This is a genomic window from Paenibacillus mangrovi (genome assembly GCF_022898935.1).
GTDB classification, from domain to species: domain Bacteria; phylum Bacillota; class Bacilli; order Paenibacillales; family Paenibacillaceae; genus Paenibacillus_AQ; species Paenibacillus_AQ mangrovi.
Genome location: NZ_JALIRP010000008.1, coordinates 49534 through 72174 on the forward strand (window position 1 = coordinate 49534; position 22641 = coordinate 72174).

Sequence of the window (22641 nt, forward strand, 5' to 3'; positions counted from 1 at the left end):
TGATTTTTTCGCTTGATTAATGCTTGCGTCCCGGAATCGTACCGGTCTCTTCATAAACTTTGACGATCGAATCAATTTCTTTTTTGAGCTCATTCACCATCTCTGCTTCCGGCACTTTACGGATCATCTCCCCGTAGCGGAACAGCAAACCTTCACCGCGACCGCCGGCAATGCCGATATCCGCCTCACGGGCTTCACCCGGACCGTTTACCGCACAGCCCAGCACCGACACTTTAATCGGCACTTTCAGCTTCGAAATATACTCCTCAACCTCATTGGCAATCGAGAACAGATCGATATCCAGACGTCCACATGTTGGACAGGATACCAGCGTCGCTGCATTCGAGATGAGACCGAAGGTCTTCAGCAGCTCACGCGCTACTTTAATCTCTTCCACCGGATCCGCACTCAGTGAAATCCGAAGTGTACTGCCGATCCCCATAGACAGCAGCGCACCGATGCCTGCCGAGCTTTTGATCGTTCCCGAGAACAACGTTCCGGATTCAGTAATCCCGAGGTGAAGCGGATAAGGGATAACTTCAGCCGCTTGACGATAAGCTTCGATCGCCATAGGCACATCGGATGCTTTGAGTGAAACGATAATATCGTGGAAATCAAGCTCCTCCAGGATATTAATATGGAACAGCGCGCTTTCCACCATCGCCTCCGGTGTTGGATAACCGTATTTCTCTAGCAGGTGGTTTTCCAGAGAGCCCGCGTTAACACCAATACGGATCGGAATGCCCCGCTCTTTACATGCTTTAACAACGGCTTCAACTTTATCACGGCTGCCGATGTTTCCCGGATTGATACGGACTTTATCGATGCCATTTTCAATCGCCTTGAGAGCGAGCTGATAGTTAAAATGAATATCCGCAACCAGAGGGATATGAATGCGTTTCTTGATCTCTTTAATCGCCTCGGCAGCTTCCTTGTTGTTGACGGTTACGCGGACCAGCTGACAACCGGCCTCCTCCAAGCGGTGGATCTCAGCAACAGTTGCCTCCACATCTGCGGTTTTCGTCGTACACATGCTTTGAATGATGACTTCATTGCTTCCGCCGATCGTCAAATTACCGACTTTAACAGGTCTTGTGTCTTTTCTCAAAAACATGATTTTTTTCTCTCCCATAACGCCAAGACTCCACCCCTGCTCTCTAAGAAGGCATAAAGCCAGAGAGAAGGAAGTGGAGAAAAGGCAATGAATTTCCGAAAGCAGCCTTACCTTCCAGGGAAGGATTAGGCACTTTCTTCCTGTTTATTCTCTTTCTTGCTGATCAGTTCAGGCACGATCTTTTCCTTCACGACTTGCTCGGTAATGACGCAGTCTTTGATATCATCGCGGGAAGGAACTTCGTACATCACATCAAGCATGATGCCTTCGATGATCGCTCTGAGACCGCGGGCGCCGGTATTGCGCTTAATTGCTTCTCTTGCGATGGCTTCAAGGGCTCCCGGCTCGAATTTAAGCGTGACGTTATCCATTTCCAACAGCTTTTGATACTGCTTCGTCAGCGCATTTTTCGGTTCAGAAAGGATACGTACAAGCGTCTTCTCATCGAGTGGCTCCAGTGTAGAGATGACAGGAAGACGTCCCACGAATTCCGGAATCAGACCAAACTTGAGCAGGTCTTCCGGAAGCACCAAACCAAGGTATTCGCCTGGTTTAAGATCCTTTTGGTTTTCACCAATGGCGTTAAATCCGATAACCTTTTTACCAATCCGGCGCTTGATCATTTGCTCCAGTCCGTCAAAGGCACCACCGCAAATGAACAAAATATTCGTCGTATCGATTTGGATGAATTCCTGATGAGGATGTTTGCGTCCGCCTTGCGGTGGAACCGAAGCAACCGTTCCTTCAAGAATTTTGAGGAGGGCCTGCTGCACACCTTCACCGGAAACATCGCGTGTAATCGACGGATTCTCGGATTTACGTGCTACTTTATCAATCTCATCAATATAAATAATGCCGCGTTCGGCTTTTTCCACGTCATAATCTGCGGCCTGGATCAGCTTCAGCAAAATATTCTCTACGTCTTCACCGACATAGCCGGCTTCCGTCAAAGAAGTCGCATCCGCAATCGCAAATGGCACGTTCAGAATTTTAGCCATGGTTTGAGCGAGCAATGTCTTACCGGAACCGGTAGGACCAAGCAGGAGAATATTACTCTTCTGCAGCTCTACATCTTCAATTTTGCTGCCGGTGTTAATCCGTTTGTAGTGGTTATAGACGGCAACGGACAGCGATTTCTTTGCCTGCTCCTGACCGATCACGTATTGATCCAGAATATCGCAGATTTCCTTTGGCTTCGGAATATCCTTGAGATCCAGCTCTTCATCGTGACCGAGCTCTTCCTCTACAATCTCCGTGCAGAGTTCAATGCATTCGTCGCATATATAAACTCCGGGACCAGCAACAAGCTTACGCACTTGTTCCTGGGATTTCCCGCAAAAAGAGCATTTCAGCTGCCCTTTTTCATCGTTGAATTTAAACATGTAAACACCCCTTTAAGATTTAATCGGTGAAGTGAGAACTTGGTCGATAATGCCGTATGCCTTCGCTTCTTCCGCGCTCATGAAAAAGTCACGATCCGTGTCGCGTTCAATTTTTTCAAGGGGCTGACCTGTGCGTTCCACATATATTTGATTGAGCTTTTCTCGTGTCTTCAAGATCCAGCTCGCATGGATCTGGATGTCGGCTGCCTGCCCCTGAACTCCGCCCAGCGGTTGATGAATCATCACTTCACTATTGGATAGCGCAAATCGTTTACCCGGAGCGCCGGCTGTGAGCAGGAGTGAGCCCATGCTTGCTGCCATGCCTACACAGATCGTAGATACATCCGGTTTAATGAATTGCATTGTATCATATATACCCATCCCTGCGGTAACAGAACCACCCGGAGAATTGATATATAAATGGATATCTTTCTCTGGATCTTCCGCTGCAAGGAACAATAACTGTGCTATGACGAGATTGGCGACATCATCGTCGATCGCACTGCTGAGAAAAATAATGCGATCTTTCAGCAATCTGGAGTAAATATCGTATGATCTTTCACCCCGACTTGTTTGCTCTACAACCATAGGTATCAGACTCATGTGTCCAACCTCTTTTCCAATTAAAGATGTAATGCGTGTATCCATCAGGCTTACAGCATTATTCTAACATGTTCAAAGCATGATGTCATTTTTCACTTCATACCCCGCAATAAAGTGTATGAATCCGGTACGTCGATAGACGTTTTTCTTAAGATATCAGAAAGTTTAAGTCGATAAACGTTTTCTTATGTATGGGAGAGATAATTTTATCCATTTCATACTTTAATTAGGAATAAAATGGATAATCCCAGTTAAAAATAAGGCACGCAATGGAATATACGTGCCTTATCTCTCTATAGATTCATATGACAGGCATCACTTTCGTCACACCTGGATTTGAATTCTCAAAAATCTTCCGGTTATTATTCTGCTGTTTCTTCAGCAGCTTCTTCGCTACCTTCAACTTCCTTGCTGTTTTCAACGAGGAGTTCCACGGTTTTGCGAAGGGAAATTTCGTCACGCAGGCTTGCAAGCGATCCGTTAGCTGTCAAAATGTTGCGGATTTCGTCAGCGGAACGTTTGTATGCTTCAGCCATAGTTTCGAGTTCCTTGTTGATGTCTTCTTCGGTAACCTCGATGTTTGCTTCTTTAGCGATTTGCTCAAGAACAAGGTTGTTACGAACGCGCTTTTCAGCATCGTCTTTCATTTGCTCTTGCAGATCAGCTGTTGTTTGTCCGGAGAAGCTCAGGAACATTTCAAGGTTCATGCCTTGGCCGCGCAGACGGTTGTCAAAATCACGCATCATGTTTTGAATTTCGCTGTCGATCATAGCTTGCGGAATTTCCACTTCAGCATTTTCGGAAACCTTGTCTACGACTGCGGCTTCTTTTTTGCCTTTTGCTTCTTGTTCCTTGCGAGCCAGAAGTTCTTTTTTCAGATCTTCTTTGTACTCGGCCAGCGTTTCAAATTCACTTACGTCTTTTGCGAATTCGTCATCCAGCTCAGGCAGCTGTTTGCGTTTGATTTCGTGAACTTTCACTTTGAAGACAGCTTGTTTGCCAGCCAGTTCTTCAGCATGGTATGTTTCAGGGAATGTCACTTCAACATCCTTGAAGTCGCCTGTAGCAAGGCCTACAACCTGCTCTTCGAATCCAGGAATGAATGTGCCGCTTCCAAGTTCCAGAGAATAACGCTCTGCTTTTCCGCCTTCGAAAGGTACGCCGTCTACAGAGCCGTCAAAGTCAATCACAGCGATGTCGCCGTCTTGAGCTGCGCCTTCTTCGATCACAACGAGTTCAGCATGACGCTCTTGCAGACGATTCAGTTCTTCGTTTACTTCTTCTTCAGATACTTCTACCTTCTGTGCAGTCACTTCAACGCCTTTGTATTCGCCAAGAGTAACTTCTGGTTTAACAGTTACTTTTGCTTTGAATTTAAAGGCTTGTCCTTTTGCAAATTGATCGATTTCAACTTCAGGACGGTCTACAGGAAAGATGTCTGTTTCGTTAACAGCTTCTGTATATACTTCTGGAAGCAAAATATCAATGGCGTCTTGGTACAGAGCTTCTACTCCGTAACGAGCCTCAAAGATCGGCCGAGGTACTTTACCTTTACGGAATCCAGGTACACTCGCTTTTTTAACTACTTTATTAAAGGCCTTGTCGAGCGCATCAGTTACACGATCCGCCTCTACTTCAACTTCAAGAACGCCAAGGTTCTTCTCTATTTTTTCCCAGGTTGCTTTCATTTTATGCTTTCCCCTCCAAAAATATTTCACATGGTCATGAGTTTAACACGCACAGAATAACCACTATAGTATAAACAAGATCAGTCCCTTTTTCAAGGGCATACCTTAAGCAAGTGTTCAAGAAGAACTCCCTGTTCTTTCTAAACATTCGTACCTGCGGTAACAAACTGTTTCATGGTGCGGTAAGCCTGCTCAAAGCAAAAGCGCATCGTGTCTGTCACACCGTACATGTGTCTGATTTCTTCCTCATTCCTGCTGCCCGTCAGACTCTCGGAAACAATCTGGTGCAGCGAAGCGGCCCAAATGTCGATCGTCTCATCGTTTTCATCAATAATGGAATAATAATCCTCAGTACCGTAAATGGCCATGATAAACTGCGTCCAGAGCTCCTGTGCAAAGTAAAAAAGCGTTGGTTCCTGGACTTCTGTCTGCCCTGCCACACGTTCAGTAATCAATCCGACCTGAGGTGGAAATTCATCCGGGCTCAGCGGCACCGTCTCCACATCGACTCTGGCCCGTTCTTGACCCCGAATCAGTTCGATGCTCCCCTGCATTCCGCGTTTGCGCAGCGTCTGAAGCACCCGGAATTGCAGCAGCGGATGAAGTGAACGGCTTTGCAGCCACTGTACGAGCGACTCGTCGATAGCAGCCCCTTCAAAAAACGAAAGCTGTTCAAGAGCGAGAATATTGTGTTCACTAAACGGTTCCTGCATGGCCGTCTGCAGCAGCTTGTCCGCATAGAAACGATCTTCGGCCAGCTTGGCCTGGACATTCCGACGTTTCATTTCATCTTCGCTGGGCTCATCCTCTTCTGTGTCCCTGGTGTACTCGCCATCTGTACCGCTGCGGTTGTGCTCCGGAAACGCCGCTTCCAGCCATTCTAACAGCGCCTGCCATTCGTCATAATGCCGCTCATCCTGGCCTTGGCACTGCAGCAAAAAACGCAGAAGATCCATTGCCTCCCCGTACCGTTCGTTTTCCAGCATGACTGTCAGCTGAATCTGATAGAAGTCGAGTGTCTTTGGAAAGAGGACTAAGTTGTCTTTTGCTGGGGAATTGGAATCTTTAATAGGGGGTTCCTCCTTTCTGTCCGGATATGGTCAATTAATTGTTGATTATAGCATACCCGCTTGGCAGTTGAAAAAAACGGCTTGCATATGTACAAGTCTCTTATGAATATTGATATAATGTCACCCGGGTAAAAAGCGGCACAAAGAGCATTAATAATGAATGAATCTTTTGAAACAGTATTTTGCTTTTTTATGGCTTCGTACGATTTTTATTTAATTATATTAAATTATTGTTGTAAATTTCTAATTCATGTGATATGATATTTCTTGCTTGAAATTTTCCATGTCCCAGTAGCTCAGCTGGATAGAGCAACGGCCTTCTAAGCCGTCGGTCGGGGGTTCGAATCCCTCCTGGGACGTATAAAAAGCCACTCTTCGGAGTGGCTTTTTGCTTTCCTCAGAGGGATGAGAACCCTTTAGGGTTCGTCGGAGCATTCGCTTCGTTAGCATTCGATTCGTTTCGCAGTCAGCCTGTTAGGGCTGTAACCTTTGGGATTTATCAAAAGTTTCTCTTCAGATAGGTCAGTGGCTTAAACCAATAATCAAGCATCAGCCACCAATTATATAGTGGCTGATGCTATTCTCTCCTCTTCGCAATGCGGAGAGAACTATGCCTTTGCGATGGCTGGTCGTTTACATTATTAGCTTCGAAGCAGCGGAGAGGACGAAACAATTCCGGAGAAGCGGAAGCGGTCGCCTTTGCTCCTGAAATTCTACCTTTCTAACTTATAATCGAGGAATTTCAGGGGCAACACGCGATCGGAGGAATGTTTCGTACTCGCAGCGTTTACCCACAAAAATATTCACAGCCTGGAGTGCGCTTCCTCCCTCTTACTCCTCCTCCGTCGCCTGCCTTGCGTGATTATACAACTGCTCATAGTACCCGTGCATCGCGATCAGCTCATCATGTGTCCCCTCCTCGACCGCTCTTCCTTCCTTCATCACAAGGATACGATCGGCATGCATTACCGTGGACAGACGGTGGGCGATGATAAGCGTTGTACGTCCCTTAGAGACCGTTTGCAGGGCATTTTGCACAAGCTGCTCGGTCTGTGAATCCAGATGCGCCGTGGCTTCGTCGAGGATCAGAATACGCGGCTCGAACACCATGATGCGTGCAAAAGAGATCAACTGGCGTTCCCCTGCAGACAATCCGCTGCCTCTTTCAGACAGGAGAGAGTCATAGCCCTGAGGCATCCGTATGATCATGTCGTGCACTCCGACATACCGACAGGCCTCTGTCACCTTTTCCCGGGAAATGTCGGTTTGAAAAAGTCTGACATTGTCCAGCACGCTACCTGTAAATAGAAAAGGATCCTGCTGAATCAGACCCACCAAGCGGTGGAGCTGCTGCTGCGGAATGTCGCGAATGTCGATATCGTCAATCCGGATGCTTCCCCGGTTCACATCATAAAAACGATTCAGCAGGCTGATCAGCGTGCTTTTGCCAGCCCCCGTCGTACCGACGATCCCTACCATTTCCCCGGCATCCAGATGAAGATCTAGATCCGGGATAACCGGATTCGCCGGCGAATATCCGAACGAAATATGATCGAAATCCACTTTGCCGTGGGCTTCGTCTGCCTTCAGGACAGTTTGGTGATCCGGCAGCGGGTCTTTCACATCCGGTTCGGTGCTGAGTATTTTCCAAATCCGGTCCATCGAGACCGTCGTCGATTGAAATGTGTTCCACTGCATCGTGATCTGGTTGATTGGTTGGAAAAACTGCCGGATGTAGCTGGTAAAAGCGTACAGAACGCCTACCTCCATCGTATGATGGAATACGGCCATCCCGCCAAGCCATACAACAAGTACCAGGGCTAGGTTGCCCAAAATGTCAAAGGTCCGGTTAAACAATACATTGGCCCGCACCTCACGCATATTCCCTTCCCAATAGCTCTGGTTATGCTCGTTGAAGCGACGAGTCTGTTCTTCCTCCTGGCGGAAGGCTTGAATGAGTCCCATGCCGGAAAGATTCTCCGCAATAAAACCGATCAGACGCGACAGACGGCTCCGGGTTACCTGGTAAGCCTGGCGCAAATAGCGACGGAACATGAAAGCCACCAGACCGATCACCGGCAAAATGGTCAGAGAGTACCATGCGAGCGTCGTATCCAGACGGAACATAAAATAAATGATGAGTACAAGCGTCATTCCGTCACGGATCAAGCTTAAAAACACCTGGGTAAAAAATTGACTGATGGTCTCCGTGTCGCTGGACACATTCGTTACCAAGCTTCCGCGATGTACCTTGTCGAAATACGACATGGAAAGCTTGGATATATGGTGGAACAAGTCCTTGCGGATTTTCGCCACAATCCCCTGCCCCGCGAACTGAAGCAGGTTATTTTGCAGATAGGTGAACAAAAAGCTGATAAAGGTAATTCCTAGATAGATCCCCGCCATCAACGCGATGAACCCGAACTCCGCTTTTCCTTGGGCCAGATGGTCGTCAATGATGATTTTGACCAGATACGGCTGAAGCAGATCCGCCGAAATGCCAAGCAGCGCGCAGACAAAAACACCTACGAACGTGAGTTTATGCGGTGCGGCGTACTTAAATATATTTTTGAACGCTTCAAAAGACTTTCCTTTGATTTCGCCGGATGATTTGTTTCCCGCCAGCGCGGCAGCTGAAGAATTAGGCATGCTGCAGTCCCTCCTGTTGAATCCGGTACAAGGAAGCATATAAGCCGTCTCTACGGGCCATCAGCTGCTCGTGACTGCCGCGCTGTATAATGCGTCCTTCATCCAGAACGATGATTTCGCTTGCATGCTGCACGCTGCTGATCCGGTGAGCAATAATCAGGGTGGTTTTGCCTTGGCGTTCTTTGACAAGATTGCTTAAAATCCCTGATTCCGTCAGGGTATCCACCGCGCTCATGCTGTCATCGAGAATAAGCAGCTCCGGTCTTTTCATCAGGCCTCTCGCCAGGCTGGCGCGCTGCCTTTGACCGCCTGAGAGCGTTAGACCGCGCTCACCCAGCTTCGTTTGGAAGCCTTCCTTGAATGTATTCACGCTGTCCAGCAGTAAAGCCTGATCGGCTGCGCTGCGGATCTGCTGTATATTCGCGGACCGGTCGCTAAACGCAATATTGTCGGCAATGTCAGTGCTGAACAAAAATCCATCCTGCGGCACATATCCGATCTTCCTGCGCAGCGTCTCAAGCGAAACTTCCGTAATATCCTCCCCGCTAACGCGTATGCTGCCGGCTGGAGGTTCATAAACCCGAAGAAGCAGCTTCGCCAGAGTGGATTTGCCGCTGCCCGTGCGGCCAACCAAGCCGACCGTCTTTCCCTTGCGGATGGTAAAGCTGATATCCTCCAGCGCCTTTTCCGAAGCACCTGGATAAGCGAAATGCAGATGATTGATTTCGATATCACCAATAGAGTTCAATTCGATGGTCGCATCATGATCCCTAACGCTTGGCACCTCGGCCAGGAGGCGGTTCACACGCTCCAGCGAGGCACCCGAACGCTGCATCATATTGATGACGTTGCCGATTTGCTGTAGAGGTCCTGTCAGCATCCTCAGATAAAAGGTCAATGCCACGAAGCTTCCCAGCGACAGATGATGCTGAATGGTCATGTAACTGCCAACAAGAAGCGAAACGACAAGCGATAAGGCGCCGAGAAAAGGCAATATGGCCTGAAAAAGCGAAGACATCCGCACCAGCCGAAGCTGTGCTTCCCGTACCCCATCCACCGTGCTGTCGAATCTTTGCTGTGCGGTTTCCTCCATCGCAAATGTCTTCGTCACGCGAATTCCGCCAATTTGCTCGTCAGCCGATTCTGTCATGGTCGCCAGGCTTTCCTGGACATGCATGGATCTTGTACGGATCCGCGGCCCGAAATAAATGACCAGAAACGGGATCAGAACTAGCGGACATACGCTGACTAGGATCAGTGTTACAGGAATACCGGTAATCAGCATCATCGTCACACAGGAGATGAGCATAAACACCGCATTCGTCGTTTGCGCAACACCAAAAGCTATAGCCTCGCGCACCGAAGTTACATCATTCATGACGTAACTGAGCAGCTTGCCTGTACCCTGCTTGGAAAAGAAGTCCTCGCTGAGTCTGGAGAATTGAGCGAAAATACGGCCGCGGGTAATGAACTCAAAACGCCGCCCAAGCCTCATGATCGTAAATTGGCCAAGCCCGAACATGATGCCGTAAGAAACCGCAATCGCCAGCAGAATGAGGCTGTACTGAATGATGCCTTCCCGTCCCAGTGAGCCTTCCTTAAGTCCGTCCGTTACCTCTCCCAGCATCTGTGGCAGTAAAGACTGGTCTACGTTAGACAAAATGATAAGAATAACGGCCATGAGGTAGAGCAGTTTGTTTTGCTTCAAATAGCTGGTGAGAAGTTCAAAATTTTTCAACGGTTTCATCCCTCCCTATGCAGATGCTTCAAATTTCCTTAACGGTTCATTATCCAAAATATAACATATATAAAAATAATCCGCGGCATGACATCTGGTTGTTATGAGCAGCAAAACGTTGATATTATTAGATTTTTTTATGTAAAAAAAAGTTTATCCATCTATTATTCAAACGAAAAAGCAGCTTATTCTTGCACCATGCTTATAGTTAAGGCCTATATACTTTATAACATTAATATATTTAACTTATAAGCCGATGTATGCAACAATAATGCTAACAAGGAGGTGCCTCATATGGATTCCAAAAATCAATGGCAGCCATTTTCATATGATCAGAAGCTCGGATTCGTGTCCGAATTCGGAAAGGATTTATTGTCTCTGTTAAACCCGTCGAAAGATGAAATCATTCTCGATCTAGGCTGCGGTACCGGTGACCTGACCTATGAGATTTCACGTTCCGGGGCTCAGGTGATCGGACTGGATGCATCTGCAGAAATGATCGGCCGGGCCAAAGAAAAATATCCTGACATCCAATTCTGTATCGGCGATGCACAACATTTCAATCTCCTGCCCCATTTGGACGCCGTATTTTCCAACGCAGCTCTCCACTGGATGAGGGATGCCGAAGGTGTCGCGAAAAGTGTATGGAATGCGCTAAAGCCCGGCGGGCGTTTTGTCGCAGAATTCGGCGGGGCCAATAATGTAAGTACCATCGTTCATGCGATCACGGATGTCTTAACCGCTAAATATGGCATTGACGCTGCCGCGAGAAATCCATGGTATTTTCCAAGTCCGGGCGAATACTGCACGCTTCTGGAGAAACAGGGATTTATCGTTCGCCTGAGCTATTATTTTGATCGCCCCACCAGACTTCAAGACGGCGAGGATGGCATGCTCAGCTGGCTGGCTCAATTTGGGGATGATTTTTTCCAGGGACTTGGGCCTGAAGTGACTCGCGAAGCCTGCTTGAAGATCGGTGCTAAGGTTCGGGAAGCCTTATGGCGTGACGGGGCTATCTATGCAGATTATAAGCGTCTGAGGGTCGTTGCCGAAAAGCCTGCTGACTCTAAAACACTTCTATAATCTTGAAAAAGAAGACTGCTCCCTTCGGAGCAGCCTTCTCTACAAATCACGGTTATTATGTTAAGGACGAGTAACAATATTAAATATATCAGGCCTGGAACTCACTTTGTTTCGACGACATTTTGCTCCGATATAGAGCAGGCAGCATGAAAAACAATAAGTTGTAGATTTCCACAAGCGCAACGGCTCCAATCACATCCATAATGACATGCTGTTTCATGAAAAGGGTCGAAGCGATGATCAAAATGGACATTCCGCTGATCAATGTCACATTCAAACGGTTGCGGGCTGGACTCTTCCAAATCATCCGCATGACCATATAGCTGGAGAAACAGTGAATGCTCGGAAAGCAGTTAAACGGCTCATCACGGTTGTAAATATAGCGCGTCAGCCGCGCAAACGGATCGTTTCCAATCACTTCTGGCCGCGGTACGGTCGTCTGGAACACCAAATAGATGCCGTAGCAGGTAAGCGCACATACCGTATACATCAGCAAAGAGCGGTAATAGGATGGCCGGTCGCGTAAAAAAAAGTAGACTATACAGACGTAAATATAGAAAATCCATATACCATAAGGAACAGCGAAATATTTAATAAACGGTATCGCCTGATCCAGCGGAGTAAGAAGCGAATACACTTTATCCGTCGGATGGTTTACAAAGTGATATAGAGCTCCAAGAACGGGAAAAACAAGCATAAGCAGTAGAGGAGCCCAGTGCAGCAGCTTTTGGGGAATCCTGTCTTTTAAATATGTCATCTTATCAGTACCTTTCTGCATTCAACAAATCTCGTTTGGGACAACGCACCCTGGCATTGCCCGCAAAACCTTGTTAAATTATCATTGTACTCTGTGATCCACCATCATTCAACTCAATATATGTAGATATTTAGTGAAGGACTCAGTTCTCTGCTAAGGAAAACCGGAATATTTGACGAAGTATAACCGCAGCCCCGCCGATCAGGTTTCTGTCCGGCCCTAGCGAGGATTGGGTAATTCGGATCCCATCTTTCAATATCCGCATTCCATGTTTTTGCACACGTTCCCGGATCTGCTCCAGCAATTTCGGATTATCATAAGCGAGGCTGCCATCCAGAATAATCGCTCCCGGATTAAACAGATTGACCAAATTGATCATACCTGCACTTAAATGTTCAGCAATCTCTTCATTAATATCATTCGACAATGCGTCGCCAAGACGAATAGCTTCTTTATATAAAGACGGCCGAATTTCCGAAAAGTTACCCTTGCAGAGCTCATTCAGCACCGTTGGTCTTCCTGATGTGATGCTTGCCACGATTCTCGAATACACAGCTGTCCAGCTAATGACATTTTCCAGGCATCCCACATTTCCGCATTCACACCGGATCCCGCTCCGGCTTACGCTCGTATGACCGAATTCACCTGCTCCTCCGCTGTTTCCGCGCAAAACGCTGTCATTGACAAGAATCCCGGCACCCACACCATCCCCCACGACAATATAGATCAAATCCGGATATTCTCCGCAGCTTCCGAACCTTCGCTCCGCAAGCACAACGGCATTGGCGTCGTTTTCGATCCATGTAGGCAGTCCATATCGCTGCTCGATCATTTCCTTTAATGGAACATTTTCCAGGCGAAGCTTCGAGTTGTAATAGACGATGCCTTTTTCCACATTAACCACACCTGGGACTGTAACGGCGATGCCGATACACTGTTCACGCCCCGCACTATCCTGCATAAACAAATCCAGCTCTTCCGTCATCAGCCGAATGATCTCTACGCCCTTTTGGCCCTTTACCGGTTTAAGGTGCTTTCGTCTGATCCGGGCCTCCAAATTCAGTTCCGCAAGCTCGATTGAACTGTTCGTGATCGCTATCACGATAATATAATGATTATCGGGTGCAAACTTCAGCAAAATCGGCTTTCTCCCGCCACTGGATTTGCCTGCTCCAAGTTCGGATACATATCCTTCCTTGATCAATTCCTGAACAGCAGAAGCCACGGTTGAAGGACTGACCCTACATTCTTTAGCAATGCTGATCCTCGAGATTGGGCCGTGACTCCGGATTTTGTTCAGTATTATTGAACGGTTCAGCTCTTGAACCAGCTTCAAGTCGCCTTTCCTCATCTTTTTCAACAATGTTCCCCTTTCTTCTTCAAGTTCCGATCATTATATTCCATCCTATTTCATTAATTCTATAAAATATAGTTCGTCTTATTTACTTCTTCCAGTACTTATTCCAATGAAAAAAATATGTATGGCTTATTAGCATCCTTTTTCCCACGCTGTCATAAGCGAATAAAATTTCGAATAAAACATTTTTACTATTTTTTGTAATCGCTTACTTGAAAAAAATATACAGCAAAGCTATAATTTTACGCAACAGATGTCATAGTTTTCCTGAAATGCTATTCAGTGGGTAATTCTATCATTCGATTTACTTTTTTCGATTGTTGGAGTAACTATGACTAATTGATGCGTGAAAGGAGGTTTTTTTACATAACGGGCAGCGTTTATTGAAGAATAAATCCATATTTAACACAAATTTAGGAGGAAATGTCGATGAGAAAAAGATGTTCTGTACTCATAACGATTCTGTTCCTGTTTACTACGGTTTTAGCCGGCTGCGGCGGATCTTCTTCCGGGGACTCCGGTGGCAAGACAGTCCTTAACGTCGCCTTATGGGATGAAAATGTCAAAGACACCCTTACTAAAACCATTCAGCTCTATAACAAGAGCCATCCGGATGTTGAAGTAAAGGTGACTTATACGCCATGGGGGGACTACTGGACGAAGCTCAAAACAAGCCTCGCCGGCAACAGCGGTCCTGATGTGTTTTGGATGAACGGACCGAACTTCTACGCTTATGCCTCCAACGGCTGGATCAAAGATCTGCAGCCCCTTATTGACCAAAGCAAGCTCGATACCTCCGTTTACACGGACGCGCTTGTTAACCTCTACTCTTACAAGGACCATCTCTATGGCCTCCCGTACTTCCTCGACGCTGTAGGCCTTTACTATAACAAGGAATTATTCGACAAAGCCGGCATCCCCTATCCGGATAACACCTGGACCTGGAACACCATTGAAGAAAATGCGGCTAAGCTCACGGACAAGAAGAGTGGCGTATACGGATATGCAGCGTTAGTTGACAGCCAGTCCGGCTATTATGATCTGATTCATCAGGCTGGCGGTTATATCATTTCGGACGACAAAAAATCCTCCGGTTTTGATTCACCAGAAGTCTTGTCTGCATTTAAGTGGGAGCAAGGTCTAATGGACAAGGGGTTGTCTCCAAGTGCTCAGCAGCAGATGGAAACCAAGCCGCTGCAGCTATTTGGCTCCGGAAAAATAGCCATGTTCCCCGCCATCTCCGTCAGTGCCCCCGAGCTTTATAAACTACTTGGCGACAAGCTGGGCGTTGCCCCTCTGCCAGCCGGCAAAAAACAGGCGACGATCGTCCATGGCCTCAGCTGGGCTATGAACGGCAAAACCAAGCATGAGAAGGAAGCCTGGGACTTGATTCAAGTCCTCTCTGGCAAAGAAGGCGAGCAGCTGCTTGCAGACTCCGGCTTCAGCATTCCGGCCTACAAAGGTACGGAGGAAGGCTGGCTGAAATCCATTCCTTCCTTGAATCTTCAAGTTTTTGTAGACAGTCTGAAATTCGCCGTGCCTTATCCGGTATCCGAGAAAACAGCTGAATGGCAGGATGTCGAATCCAAGGAGATTCAGGATGCCTTCCTGGGTAAAAAACCGTTCGAGGAAGCGCTAAAAACGATAGCGGATAAGATGAATAAGATCCTCGCTACAGAAGGTAAAAACTAGTCTTCTCATTAAACTTTGTCCTTAAGAAAAACGTCTATCGACGTACTCACACAGAAGACAGACCGCTTTTAGCAGAAGTTTTTCTTGCGATTATAGAATTGTTCAGCTTCGCTGAAAACATATAAATTCTATAATCTTAAGAAAACGGTTAGCCCCTTGCAGAGGGCTAACCGATCAGAAATGAAAGGAAGGTGCTGCCCATGAATCTCTCAGCGGCTTCAGCGAAGCATCAGTCCAATCTGCCAGCACAGAAAAAAAATAAAACCTCAAAGCTAGCGATTCGCGAGGCAGCTTGGGGTTACCTATTCATTTTGCCAGTGGTGCTGGGACTTGCCGTATTTTATATGGCTCCCTCCGCCGCATCATTGTTTCTATCCTTTACGACCTGGGACGGCATGTCTACGCCTGTGTTTAACGGACTTGATAATTTTGCACAGCTTGCGGCAGACGAGAAGTTCACCCGCTCCCTGCTGAACACGCTGCTATATACCGTAGCCACCGTGCCGCTCTCCATTGCCTTTGCCGTCATTCTCGCCGTTCTGCTCAATCAGAAAATCAAGGGCATGATTGTTTACCGCACTCTTTATTTCATTCCCGTCATCACAATGCCCATTGCCGTCGGCATGGTCTGGAAATGGCTGTACAACTCGGAATTCGGTCTGATCAACTTTGTGCTTGGCAGTCTGCATCTTCCGCAGCCGAATTGGCTGTTCGATGAAAAGTTCGCCCTGTTCTCGATCGTAATCGTCAGCGTATGGACCAGTATCGGATACAATGCCGTCATCCTGCTCTCTGGTCTTCAGGGCATTTCAACGAGTTACTATGAAGCGGCCTCACTAGATGGAGCCGGGACGCTGTACCGTTTCTTCCGGATTACACTCCCTCTCCTTACACCCAGCCTGTTTTTCGTCCTGGTGATGTCGTTCATCAATTCCTTCCAGGTATTTGACTTAGTCTTTATCATGATGGGCCAGCAGACCTCGCTGCTTGATTCAACCCGGACGGTGGTATACAGCATCTGGGAGGATGGCTTTAAATATTTCAACATGGGCTATGCATCAGCCGAGGCCTTTATCCTGTTCATCATCATACTCCTGATCACGGCGTTTCAGATGTATTTCCAGAAGCGTTGGGTTCATTACCAATAACGAAGGAGGGACACATCGATGACAAGCTCTACGTCTTACAGATCCCGCCGGATCGTCGTCCATGTTCTGTTGATCGCAGGGGCTGTGCTCATGATCATGCCGTTTCTATGGATGCTGTCCACATCCTTTAAGTCGTTCGCCGATTCCATGAAGGTGCCTCCCACCCTGTTCCCAGCTGAGTGGCATTTCGAAAATTACTCTAAGGTGCTAAGCACCATTGATTTCGGACGTTATTATGTAAATACAATTATCGTTACGATTGGAAGAACAGTCGGACAGCTGCTGCTCTGCTCACTCGCAGCCTACTCTTTTGCCTCTCTGAAGTTTCCGGGTAAAAACCTCATCTTTCTGGCGATGCTGGCCGTGCTTATGGTTCCTTCCCAGGTGGTTATGATCCCGAGTTTCGTCATTATGCGCGAGTTGAATTGGCTGGACACGTTTTATGTGCTGATCATTCCTGGCATTTTCAGTGCCTTCGGCACCTTCCTGCTGCGCCAATTTTTCATGACCCTGCCCAAAGATTTAGAGGAGGCGGCCAAAATTGACGGCTGTAGCTACTTCCGTATCTACTGGAATATCTATCTGCCACTGTCCAAATCGGCTCTCGTATCTCTAGCGATCTTCACCATCCTGGCCTCCTGGAACGAGCTGCTGTGGCCGCTGATCATGACCAGCTCTGAGGATATGCGTGTGCTCTCTATTGGCATTTCCACCTTCCAGGGCCAGCATTCGACAGATTATCCTCTGCTTATGGCCGGGGCTGTTATGGCCACGCTGCCGATCATTATCTTGTTCATCTTCCTACAGCGCTACTTTATTGAAGGGATTGCCATGAACGGGATCAAAGGTTAACTTCATCACAGAACAAAAAAACCTTCCTACCTTAAGGGTAAGAAGGTTCTTTTTGATTTTTCTTTCTAGAGACTACTTCTTCAACTTGCGGTTATTGAACCACAGCGGAATCCGGAACAGCAAATTCATAAGAAGAACGATGATAACCAGAACGGCCGCCGATCTGTCGGCGATCTGAGCAGCGTCCTCAACGATGGCCTCCGACTGTACATACCAGAGATGGACGGCTAGCGTTTCGCCCGGCGAAAACAAATTGAAGTCCCACATCTCGCCCGAGGTGCTGAGTCCCGCAGTCAGCAAAATGACGGCCGATTCGCCAAATGCGCGGCCAGCCACAAGGCAGATGCCCGTGATAATGCCCTGCAGTGCCATCGGCAGCACAACCGTGCGAATGCATTGGAATTTGGTCATGCCGAGCGCGTATGAAGCATTTTTCACATCATTAGGTACGGCACGCACTGCTTCCTCCGTCACCCGTGCCAGCATCGGCAGGTTCAGGAAGGCCAAGCTGACCGCGCCGCCCAGAATCGTCAAACCAATTTGAAAATATTCCGCAAAGATGGCGAGACCCAGCATCCCGAACACAATGGACGGTACGGAAGAGAGGCTTTCCACGCAAATGCGCAGCACTTCGGTCAATTTGTTTTCTGGTGCATATTCGGCCATATAAATTCCCGCACCCACACCGATCGGAATCGAAATCACCAGTGACAGGAACAGAATATAGAAGGAGTTGAAAAGAACCGGGCCAATCCCGCCGCCTGCGTCCATATCTTCCGGAAGCTTCAATAAGAAGTCCAGCGTCAGGCCGGGAAGACCTTTGCTGAGAATCGTGAACAGAAGCCAGAGAATCAGGAGCAGCACCAGCGCCCCCAGTCCATAAAAAGTACCCGTTGCCAGCTTGTTATAGACAAGCGATCTTTGCATTTTGCGGCTGCGCGTTGTTTCCATCATGCCTTGTCACTTCCCTTCCGGCCGAGATAGCGGATAAACAGAATGAGTATAAAAGAAATGACAAGCAGCAGAAAAGCCATCATATGAAGTGCATAGTTCCACGTCGAATCAAATTCCACGTTGGATATTTGCATGACGATATTACTCGTCAGCACGGAGGCCGGAGTGAACAGCGTCGTTGCCAACTGTGCCGTATTCCCGATGACCATGACGACCGCCATCGTTTCACCAATCGCCCGGGTCATACCCATAATAATGGCTGTAATAATCCCTCTGCCCGCCGCCGGAATAACGACTCTCATCATCACCTGAAGGCGTGTCGAACCCAGCGCATATGCCGCTTCACGGTATTTTTTCGGCACCATGGAGATCGCTTCGTCACTGATTCGGCAAATGGTCGGCAGCACCATCAGCGCCAGCACCAAAGCGGCTGCCAGCAACCCGTCACCCAAATTCTCTCCGCTCAGTCTGCGCAGGAAAGGAATCAATACGGTCAGGCCGAGATATCCATAGACGATGGACGGGATGCCGACCAGAAGATCCAGGACTGGACGCATCATGTTCTTAATCCATTTCGGAGCAATCTCGGCGATCAGCACGGCCAGACCTACGGCTACCGGCACCGCCATAACCAATGTTAAGGCTGTAAGGGATAGCGTATTGATGATAATCCCCGCCGCTCCATAATGATCCTCCTCCGGCGTCCAGTTAAAGGAAAGGAAAAAGTCAGCAAAGGAGATATGGGCGAAGGTCAGCATCGCTGTTTTGCCAATAAAAAAGATGACCAGCCCGAGGACAAAACAGAGGGCCAAAATACTGAACAAAAAATAATACTTAATCAGCCGGTTTGCCATCCGGGCACGCACATATCGACTGAACCGTTCTTTAGGCGGCTTCATGGGTAAAACAGAATCTTCGGGCACATATTGCTGTGTGGACGTGCTCACTCTCGTTTCCTCCTATAAAGCAGCCAGCCCCTTATCCGTTCAGGGCTGGCCGTAGATTACATCTTCAAAGCTTAGAGCAGGTCACTGCTCATGTCATTAGTGCATTACAGAGATCGGAATAAATTTCAGCTTTTTCAGGGAGCCTTGTTGGAACTTTGAACTTTGTACATAATCGATGAAGGCTTTTGTTGCACCTGTAGGCTGTCCTTTTGTCATGTAGTAGCCGTATGCCCAAATTTTATAAGTACCGTTGATTACGTTCTCGGTTGTCGGAGCCACACCGTTGTAACTGAGGGCTTTTACATCACTGTTCACGTATACCAGATCGATATAACCGATTGAATTTGGAGTCGTCGCTACAGCCGTTTTCATGTCGCCGCTGGAGCCAACTTCCTTGTAGTTTTTGTCCTTTTTCACGATATCGCCTCCACCAAGCGCTTTTGCCTGGTAGTTAACGCGTGTACCGGAGCCGAATGCACGGGTGATAACCACGATGTCTGCATTGTCGCCGCCAACTTCTTTCCAGTTGGTTATTTTGCCGGAATAAATGCCTTTCAACTGTTCAGTTGTCAGGTTGTTAACCTTGACATTTTTATTGGTAACCGTTGCAAAAGGAATGACTGCAACCTTGTTTGCCACCTGTCCGTCAAATGCTTTAAAGCCAGGAACATCCATGCTTGCATCCCAGTCGCATGCACCGATGTCGGCGATGCCTTTTTTCACGGCCTGTGGACCGGTTACGGAGCCTTTGCCGGAAGCTGCAATTTTAACTTTAGGGTTCATCTTTTGGAATTCCTTAGCAGCCTGAAGTGTCAGGGGAAGCAGCGCCGTGGAACCGTTGATTGTAATTTTTCCGGAAAGACTGGATGCTGCCGATGCGGAACCTACAAGAGTAGTTACAGCTACCAGGGAAGCAGCAGCCAGCAGGGATACTTTTTTAAATATTTTCATGTGAATAATCTCCTCTCGATTTGGAACAAATTATTTGGTAAGTTCACTTGCTTTTCCGTTTTGAATGACGATCACTTTACCGTCTACAACGACCGCCACACGAGTGCCGTCTGCCGAAATGGCCAGGTCAGTAATATCGGATTTCGTGCTGTAAAGCTCGGTTTTCACGCCTGCCACGATGCTATAGACCTTAGTGCTTCCGTCGGCGGCTTCACCGGCTGCAACCACATTTCCGTTCGGGTTTGCCGCACTCAAGGTAACGTCCACATCCCCAATCAGATCCTGGACTTTACCATCTGGGGAAATGGCCTTAATGACGTTTTTAGCATTGATATTTTCGGAATCGGCACTCAGATAAACAACACTGCCGCTCATCAGGAAAGCCGGGTTCAGTTTGTTATCGCTTGTGGTTGTCAGGGCTACAGGCTTCGCATCCTTCACGGTAAGATCCAGTGAATAGATTTGCTCACCGGCACCAGAGTAATCAATCTTGAGTGAATCCTCTGTACTGTCTTTATCGTTTTGCGCTACACCGGTAGTGTTCACGATATATACGATTTTCTTTTGATCGGCCGAGACATACACCTCGGATTTATTTTCAACCTTGTCGGCCAAAACCTCGGTGATTTTGCCGGTATCCACAGATATGTATGAGATTTTTTCCTGTTTGTCGCCTTGCAAGAAATAGATTTTTGTACCGTCTGCCGTCCAAGCCAGATCTGTTTTAACGGAAGTATCCGCACCAAGCTTATACGGCTGTCCACCAGTCAGGCTCAGCAAGTAAAGCTGTCCATTTTCATCCGTATATGCAGCCATGTCTCCGCTCGGAGAAATTGTCATATTCGACACGTTGTTATCTGAAGATAATAAGTGTGAGCTGTAATCGGTATTCAAGCGGTACAATTGAGCCGGATCCGCATCATCCTTAACGGCAATGACTTGGCCATTAGCGTCAAAAGATACGGAAGCAAAGCTTCCCGAAATTCTTTCGGTCGTCAGGACTTGCATAGTTTGTCCGGCAGACAATACTTCACCGCCGAGTGCTGCTACAACCGGCTTCAGCTCAACATATGCACGGTTATCTTGCATGATCGGAGCTGTTGTAAAAGAGTGTGCCTCTCCGTCAAGCTTGAATGTTTTGGAACCTGTTTGAAGCTGAAGGCTGTGTCCATTTTTGCCAGTGTTGATCGTAATGACTCCTTTGGAAGTGGTCACGGCCGCGCCATAGGCTTTTGCCAGATCGCCGAGAGCAATCAATTTTACATTTCCTGTTTGAAGCATTTGAACCGAAGTGTTTTGCCCGTTCACCAAAATCTGTGCGGTAGAAACGGCAAATTTAGCTGGTACGGTTTTTGCTGCAGGACTTTTAGTAGGTGCTTTTGGTGCTACTGTTGCTGCTTCGGCTGTTCCTGCAGACAGAGCTGTTGTTACAAGTGCAGCTGCCGCAAGAATTTGGAACATTTTATTGTTTTTCAAATGGCTCACCCTTTTCTTATCGCTTAATGGATATAGGTCTATTTTCGTATACAATTGTAAAAATTGTTCATTTGGAATGTTATGGAAATATTAAATATTTACCGTTGTCTTTTGTAAAAATAGGTATTATCCTAGTTAGAAATAGAGCTTATCCAAGAAAAATGCCTGATTATGGAAGTTGTTGTATTTCACAATTGTTAACAGAAGTTTGGAGGCCAAAAAATCGTGTATGTAATCGGATTTATTTTATCGCTCGTTATCGTGCTCACGCTGATTCCGCCTCTGCGGAAGCTGGCGATCCGGGTCGATTTTGTTGACAGACCAACCAGCCGCAAAATTCATAAGGAGCCAGTTCCCCATTTGGCGAGCATCGCCATTTTCCTCGGCTTCATGATTCCGTACCTGATCCTGACCCGTGATTGGGACCGTGAAATGGCTGGCGTGATTGCCGGCTCGCTCCTGATTTTGGCGATCGGCATGGTGGATGACTGGTACAAAACCCGGGGCAAGGATTTTTCAGCCCTTCCGAAAACCGTAGTACAGGTAACTGCAGCGGTAATCGTGTATTTCTCCGGTATTTCCTTTGTTGGCGTGACCATTCCATTCACCGGGCATATGGTCGTGTTTCCGGAGTGGCTCCAGTTCATTTTGACTATTCTTTGGATCTTTGGCGTTACAACGGTTATTAATTTTATGGATGGACTTGATGGCCTGTCCGGAGGCATAGCCGCTATCTCGGGATTGACCCTGTTTGTTGTGGCGATAGCCAAAGGCCAATCCCAATCGGCCATCATGGCGATCATTCTGGTTGGCGTTGCACTTGGTTATCTGAAGTACAACAAGCCGCCGGCCAAAATTTATATGGGTGACGCAGGCGCAACGTTCATCGGCTTTATGCTTGGCATCATCGCACTGGACGGCGCGTTCAAGCAGGTAACGGTAATCTCGATCCTGGTTCCGGTGCTGGCGCTTGGCGTACCAATCTTCGACAATATCTATGTTGTAATCAAACGTTATTTGAATGGACAGCCAGTATACAAAGCGGACCGCAGCCAGATTCATTACCGCTTGCTGTCCTGGGGACTTAGTCCTAAGCAGGCTGTGCTCTTCATCTATCTGATCAGTGCGTGCCTGTCCCTTTCGTCCATCATATTGATGCTGTTAAGCTAATTGTTTGTTA

The 22641-nt window shown here is 47.5% G+C and carries 18 protein-coding genes and 1 tRNA gene; 6 read left to right on the top strand and 13 right to left on the bottom strand.

The genetic code is table 11. The features are described from left to right. Positions 1-16 precede the first annotated feature (16 nt). From ispG to MUG84_RS19040, 5 genes are all read right to left on the bottom strand, one after another. Positions 17-1114 carry a flavodoxin-dependent (E)-4-hydroxy-3-methylbut-2-enyl-diphosphate synthase gene (gene ispG / locus MUG84_RS19020; protein WP_244727720.1) on the bottom strand — a complete coding sequence of 366 codons (1098 nt, stop codon included), beginning with the start codon at positions 1112-1114 and terminating at the stop codon, positions 17-19. Positions 1115-1239: 125 nt separating this feature from the next. Beyond that, complete coding sequence (clpX, locus tag MUG84_RS19025) at positions 1240-2496, bottom strand: ATP-dependent protease ATP-binding subunit ClpX (RefSeq protein WP_244727722.1); 1257 nt, start codon at positions 2494-2496, stop codon at positions 1240-1242. 12 nt (positions 2497-2508) lie between these two features. After that, the gene (clpP, locus tag MUG84_RS19030) at positions 2509-3099 is read right to left on the bottom strand and encodes an ATP-dependent Clp endopeptidase proteolytic subunit ClpP (RefSeq protein ID WP_244727725.1); all 591 of its coding nucleotides are present in this window, start codon (positions 3097-3099) and stop codon (positions 2509-2511) included. Between the two features lie 362 nt (positions 3100-3461). Beyond that, complete coding sequence (gene tig, locus MUG84_RS19035) at positions 3462-4787, bottom strand: trigger factor (protein WP_244727727.1); 1326 nt, start codon at positions 4785-4787, stop codon at positions 3462-3464. Positions 4788-4927: 140 nt separating this feature from the next. Further along, complete coding sequence (locus MUG84_RS19040) at positions 4928-5773, bottom strand: hypothetical protein (RefSeq protein ID WP_244727730.1); 846 nt, start codon at positions 5771-5773, stop codon at positions 4928-4930. A 369-nt stretch (positions 5774-6142) separates the two neighbouring features. Between MUG84_RS19040 and MUG84_RS19045 the strand changes: the two genes are divergently transcribed. Beyond that, positions 6143-6216, top strand: a tRNA-Arg gene (locus tag MUG84_RS19045). A gap of 472 nt (positions 6217-6688) precedes the next feature. On the opposite strand, the gene MUG84_RS19050 is transcribed toward MUG84_RS19045, so the two are convergent. Continuing rightward, a complete protein-coding gene (locus MUG84_RS19050) occupies positions 6689-8506 on the bottom strand; it encodes an ABC transporter ATP-binding protein (RefSeq protein WP_244727732.1) in 1818 nt (605 codons plus the stop codon). Beyond that, positions 8499-10253 (bottom strand): ABC transporter ATP-binding protein, encoded by a 1755-nt coding sequence (locus MUG84_RS19055; protein WP_244727734.1) that lies wholly within the window; start codon positions 10251-10253, stop codon positions 8499-8501. Before MUG84_RS19055 ends, MUG84_RS19050 begins: the two co-directional genes overlap by 8 nt. A gap of 285 nt (positions 10254-10538) precedes the next feature. On the opposite strand from MUG84_RS19055, the gene MUG84_RS19060 reads away from it, so the two are divergent. Next, positions 10539-11327, top strand: coding sequence for a class I SAM-dependent methyltransferase (locus MUG84_RS19060; protein WP_244727736.1), 789 nt, complete (start codon positions 10539-10541; stop codon positions 11325-11327). 88 nt (positions 11328-11415) lie between these two features. On the opposite strand, the gene MUG84_RS19065 is transcribed toward MUG84_RS19060, so the two are convergent. Both MUG84_RS19065 and MUG84_RS19070 read right to left on the bottom strand, forming a co-directional pair. After that, the gene (locus MUG84_RS19065) at positions 11416-12105 is read right to left on the bottom strand and encodes a phosphatase PAP2 family protein (RefSeq protein ID WP_244727739.1); all 690 of its coding nucleotides are present in this window, start codon (positions 12103-12105) and stop codon (positions 11416-11418) included. A gap of 121 nt (positions 12106-12226) precedes the next feature. After that, positions 12227-13435, bottom strand: coding sequence for an ROK family transcriptional regulator (locus tag MUG84_RS19070; RefSeq protein ID WP_244728230.1), 1209 nt, complete (start codon positions 13433-13435; stop codon positions 12227-12229). Between the two features lie 435 nt (positions 13436-13870). On the opposite strand from MUG84_RS19070, the gene MUG84_RS19075 reads away from it, so the two are divergent. The 3 genes from MUG84_RS19075 to MUG84_RS19085 all read left to right on the top strand — a co-directional run bounded on the left by MUG84_RS19075 (position 13871) and on the right by MUG84_RS19085 (position 17133). Continuing rightward, entirely contained in the window at positions 13871-15133 is a 1263-nt protein-coding gene (locus MUG84_RS19075; RefSeq protein WP_244727741.1) for an ABC transporter substrate-binding protein, read from the top strand. A gap of 200 nt (positions 15134-15333) precedes the next feature. Next, on the top strand, positions 15334-16281 hold the full coding sequence (locus MUG84_RS19080) for a carbohydrate ABC transporter permease (RefSeq protein WP_244727743.1): 948 nt from the start codon (positions 15334-15336) through the stop codon (positions 16279-16281). 18 nt (positions 16282-16299) lie between these two features. Further along, entirely contained in the window at positions 16300-17133 is an 834-nt protein-coding gene (locus MUG84_RS19085; RefSeq protein ID WP_244727745.1) for a carbohydrate ABC transporter permease, read from the top strand. Between the two features lie 72 nt (positions 17134-17205). On the opposite strand, the gene pstA is transcribed toward MUG84_RS19085, so the two are convergent. The 4 genes from pstA to MUG84_RS19105 form a co-directional block, all read right to left on the bottom strand. After that, positions 17206-18084 carry a phosphate ABC transporter permease PstA gene (pstA, locus tag MUG84_RS19090; RefSeq protein WP_425313244.1) on the bottom strand — a complete coding sequence of 293 codons (879 nt, stop codon included), beginning with the start codon at positions 18082-18084 and terminating at the stop codon, positions 17206-17208. Next, the gene (gene pstC, locus MUG84_RS19095; RefSeq protein ID WP_425313237.1) at positions 18084-19034 is read right to left on the bottom strand and encodes a phosphate ABC transporter permease subunit PstC; all 951 of its coding nucleotides are present in this window, start codon (positions 19032-19034) and stop codon (positions 18084-18086) included. Before pstC ends, pstA begins: the two co-directional genes overlap by 1 nt. A gap of 96 nt (positions 19035-19130) precedes the next feature. Next, a complete protein-coding gene (locus MUG84_RS19100; RefSeq protein WP_244727749.1) occupies positions 19131-19985 on the bottom strand; it encodes a phosphate ABC transporter substrate-binding protein in 855 nt (284 codons plus the stop codon). Between the two features lie 30 nt (positions 19986-20015). Continuing rightward, on the bottom strand, positions 20016-21461 hold the full coding sequence (locus tag MUG84_RS19105; protein WP_244727751.1) for an LpqB family beta-propeller domain-containing protein: 1446 nt from the start codon (positions 21459-21461) through the stop codon (positions 20016-20018). 222 nt (positions 21462-21683) lie between these two features. Here MUG84_RS19105 and MUG84_RS19110 point away from each other — a divergent pair, with 222 nt between their 5' ends. Beyond that, positions 21684-22631 (top strand): MraY family glycosyltransferase, encoded by a 948-nt coding sequence (locus MUG84_RS19110; protein ID WP_244728235.1) that lies wholly within the window; start codon positions 21684-21686, stop codon positions 22629-22631. Positions 22632-22641 lie beyond the last annotated feature (10 nt).

Coding starts and splice junctions, on each gene's coding strand:
- ispG (WP_244727720.1), bottom strand. CDS start 1,114: ATGTTTTTGAGAAAAGACACAAGACCTGTTAAAGTCGGTAATTTGACG.
- clpX (WP_244727722.1), bottom strand. CDS start 2,496: ATGTTTAAATTCAACGATGAAAAAGGGCAGCTGAAATGCTCTTTTTGC.
- clpP (WP_244727725.1), bottom strand. CDS start 3,099: ATGAGTCTGATACCTATGGTTGTAGAGCAAACAAGTCGGGGTGAAAGA.
- tig (WP_244727727.1), bottom strand. CDS start 4,787: ATGAAAGCAACCTGGGAAAAAATAGAGAAGAACCTTGGCGTTCTTGAA.
- MUG84_RS19040 (WP_244727730.1), bottom strand. CDS start 5,773: ATGCTGGAAAACGAACGGTACGGGGAGGCAATGGATCTTCTGCGTTTT.
- MUG84_RS19050 (WP_244727732.1), bottom strand. CDS start 8,506: ATGCCTAATTCTTCAGCTGCCGCGCTGGCGGGAAACAAATCATCCGGC.
- MUG84_RS19055 (WP_244727734.1), bottom strand. CDS start 10,253: ATGAAACCGTTGAAAAATTTTGAACTTCTCACCAGCTATTTGAAGCAA.
- MUG84_RS19060 (WP_244727736.1), top strand. CDS start 10,539: ATGGATTCCAAAAATCAATGGCAGCCATTTTCATATGATCAGAAGCTC.
- MUG84_RS19065 (WP_244727739.1), bottom strand. CDS start 12,105: ATGCAGAAAGGTACTGATAAGATGACATATTTAAAAGACAGGATTCCC.
- MUG84_RS19070 (WP_244728230.1), bottom strand. CDS start 13,435: ATGAGGAAAGGCGACTTGAAGCTGGTTCAAGAGCTGAACCGTTCAATA.
- MUG84_RS19075 (WP_244727741.1), top strand. CDS start 13,871: ATGAGAAAAAGATGTTCTGTACTCATAACGATTCTGTTCCTGTTTACT.
- MUG84_RS19080 (WP_244727743.1), top strand. CDS start 15,334: ATGAATCTCTCAGCGGCTTCAGCGAAGCATCAGTCCAATCTGCCAGCA.
- MUG84_RS19085 (WP_244727745.1), top strand. CDS start 16,300: ATGACAAGCTCTACGTCTTACAGATCCCGCCGGATCGTCGTCCATGTT.
- pstA (WP_425313244.1), bottom strand. CDS start 18,084: ATGGAAACAACGCGCAGCCGCAAAATGCAAAGATCGCTTGTCTATAAC.
- MUG84_RS19100 (WP_244727749.1), bottom strand. CDS start 19,985: ATGAAAATATTTAAAAAAGTATCCCTGCTGGCTGCTGCTTCCCTGGTA.